The 2,873-nt window shown below is 66.2% G+C and carries 2 protein-coding genes and 1 pseudogene; 1 reads left to right on the top strand and 2 read right to left on the bottom strand.

Features of this window, described 5'->3' with window-relative positions:
* Both JYJ84_RS33020 and JYJ84_RS33015 read right to left on the bottom strand, forming a co-directional pair.
* Positions 1-241 (bottom strand): annotated as a pseudogene (locus JYJ84_RS33020) (septum site-determining protein MinC); the annotation flags it as partial.
* 169 nt (positions 242-410) lie between these two features.
* Complete coding sequence (locus JYJ84_RS33015; RefSeq protein ID WP_164462545.1) at positions 411-923, bottom strand: GNAT family N-acetyltransferase; 513 nt, start codon at positions 921-923, stop codon at positions 411-413.
* Positions 924-1,592: 669 nt separating this feature from the next.
* On the opposite strand from JYJ84_RS33015, the gene JYJ84_RS33010 reads away from it, so the two are divergent.
* Positions 1,593-2,753: an alkane 1-monooxygenase gene (locus JYJ84_RS33010; protein ID WP_175222808.1), complete on the top strand. Its 1,161-nt coding sequence runs from the start codon at positions 1,593-1,595 to the stop codon at positions 2,751-2,753.
* Positions 2,754-2,873: the final 120 nt, after the last annotated feature.

Here is a 2,873-nt window from a genome sequence, read left to right as displayed (position 1 = left end):
CCGGGCGCATCCGCACGTCATTCAGCATCTGGCGGATGTCCGCCAGCGCGACGCGTTCGCCATCCGCCAGGCGGCGGACGTCGATCGCGACGACATCGTCGGCGAAAAACTCGGGAGTCGCTTCGAAGCGCTTGACCAGTTCGGTACGCAACGCGTCGAGATCGGTCGTCTTCACGGTGAACAGCAACGTATCGACCGATCCGCTGCGCAGCTCGAAGAATGGCGATTTTTTAAGCGACATGGACACTCTGCAAAAATTTTTTGCGTATTTTACAGGCGTCCACGCGCGCGGCCATTATTTTTGGGGAGCCGGGTTGCGGCGGCCCGGGGCGGGCGCGCAACCGGCAGGCGGGCTGGCAGCGGGCGACCGGACCTTCATCGCGCCGTGCGGCCCGCGTCCTGACGTCGCGTCAGTGCTTCACCTGCGACACGTACAGCGATTTCATCGCGCCCGGCATCCGCGCGATCGGCGCGTGTTCGCCGGTGTTGCCGAAACCCGCACGCTCGTAGAAGCGGATCGCGTTGCGGTTCGCATCGGCAATCCACGCGTAGACATCCTGGGCGCCACGTTCGGCGAGCCAGGCGGTGGCCGTCTCCAGCAGCAGCACGCCGCCACGCAGATGACGCACCGCGTGCGCGACCCACAGCTCGCTGACGAACGCGCGCCGATCGGGCGTATTGTCGAAATACGCGCCGATCATGCCGGCCGGATGGCCTTCGGTATACAGCAGGAAAGTCGTCGATTCGTCGGACAACGCACGCTGCGCGGCAATCGCCGACGCTGCGTCCGCTTCGACGTTCAGCAATTCGGCCTCCGGCGCTTCGCCGGGCGCGTAGGGCTCGCGCAACGATGCGGCGCGGAGTTCGCGATACACGCCGCCCTGGTCGGCAACGATACGACGAACGGTCAAGGTCGAACTCATGCAGGCACAGCCCCCTTCGGACAGCAAGCTATTAGCTTCAACCGAAAGCGGGGCATGAGTCAAATCGTTATTTTCAAATGGCAGCGCGAATTGAAAGGCGGCAGGGGCCGCCGCCGGTCTCGCGGCCAGCCGGTGTGCAGGTGCAGCATCGCCACGTCGATGCGTGTGTCGGGACGACAACCATGTCGGCTCCGTTCGACGCATGTCGCCAGTCGCCTTGCGGCATGAGGCAGTCGCTTGCCGGAGCCTGCGCATTTCATCGCGGAAGCCGTAATGGTTCGTAATACTTGTAACCCCGAAAGCCTGCGTCGCGGGGACTCGCTGCGCTCCGTATATTGCAGCGCAACATTTGTTGCGAACCCGCAGCGTCGACGCTCGAACGCGTCACGGCAGGCCATCCGTCTAACGAACCGGCCACCCATGCGGGCCGATCGGGCGTTCCCCGCATGTTTCAATCAGCGTGCGCGGCCCCTTCCCTGCCCGCGCCGGACGCCCCCCTCCGTTTGGAGCGACGCGCCTAGCGCCGGAGTTTGGCAAGCGTGCGCATGGGTCGTATAACAGGCAGAACCGGGTGACGATCCGGTACAACCGCGCGTGCGTCGCGGACCAACAAACATTCGAACAACCGTACAGGCGGCCGCCCTCGGGCCGGCCGGCAGGAGGGAGACAATGGCAATGACCGACGGATCGGCTTCAGGCTGGTCGGATGGCAAGCGTTACCTGTGGCTGCTCGGCGCGCTGACGATCACGCTGCCGATCCTCGCCGCCCAGCTCGCGCTGTCGACGGGCCTGCATGTGTTCTGGTGGTTCGGCCCGCTGTTCGCGTTCGGCGTGATCCCGATCCTCGACACACTGATCGGCGACGATCGCGACAACCCGCCCGAGGCCGTCGTGCCGCACCTCGAGCGGGAGCGCTACTACCGGCTGATCGTCTATCTCGCGACCTTCGTCGAATACGTCGCGTTCTTCGTGTGCGTCTGGATCGTCGGCACGCACGCGCTCGCCTGGTACGACTACGTCGGCTTCGCGCTGTCGCTCGGCGCCGCGACGGGCATCTCGATCAATACCGCGCACGAGCTCGGGCACAAGACCAACCGCTTCGAGCGCTGGCTCGCGAAGATCACGCTCGCGCCGGTCGCCTACGGCCACTTCTACGTCGAGCACAACCGCGGCCACCACGTGCGTGTCGCGACGGCCGAGGATCCGGCGAGCGCGCGCTACGGCGAATCGTTCTGGGCGTTCCTGCCGCGCACCGTGACCGGCAGCATCCGCTCGGCATGGCGGCTCGAGAAGGCCCGCCTCGAACGGCTCGGGCATTCGCCGTGGACCTGGCGCAACGAGGTGCTGCACGCGTGGGCGATGACCGTCGTCGTGTGGGGCATCGCGATCGCGATGGCCGGCAAGGTCGTGATCCCGTTTCTCGTGATCCAGGCCGTCTACGGCGCGTCGCTGCTCGAAGTCGTGAACTACGTCGAGCACTACGGGCTGGGCCGCCGCAAGCTGCCGAGCGGCCGCTACGAACGCTGCACGCCGCAGCATTCGTGGAACAGCAATCACGTCGTCACCAACCTGTTCCTGTACCAGTTGCAGCGGCACGCCGACCATCACGCGAATCCGACACGCTCGTACCAGGCGCTGCGCCACTTCGACGATTCGCCCCAACTGCCGGCCGGCTACGCGACGATGATCCTGTTCGCGTACCTGCCGCCGCTCTGGTATCGCGTGATGAATCCGCGCGTCGTCGCGCACTACGGCGGCGACATGGCGCAATCGAACATCAAGCCGTCGATCCGCGCCCGGGTGCTCGCGCAATACCCGGCCGCGGCCTGATTGCGGGGGACGGGCCGAAGGTAGCCGACGCCGGCACGCCGCCGACAACCGACGCCACGCCGGCCCGCAGTACCGTCGAAGTCCGGCGCGACGGCGCCGCCGTCACGCCATTTCCGGCAG

Origin of the sequence: Burkholderia sp. LMG 13014, assembly GCF_905232215.1 — a bacterium.
Lineage (GTDB): Bacteria > Pseudomonadota > Gammaproteobacteria > Burkholderiales > Burkholderiaceae > Burkholderia.
The sequence above is the reverse complement of the archived record's forward strand: the minus strand, read 5'-3'. Positions and strand labels throughout refer to the sequence as shown.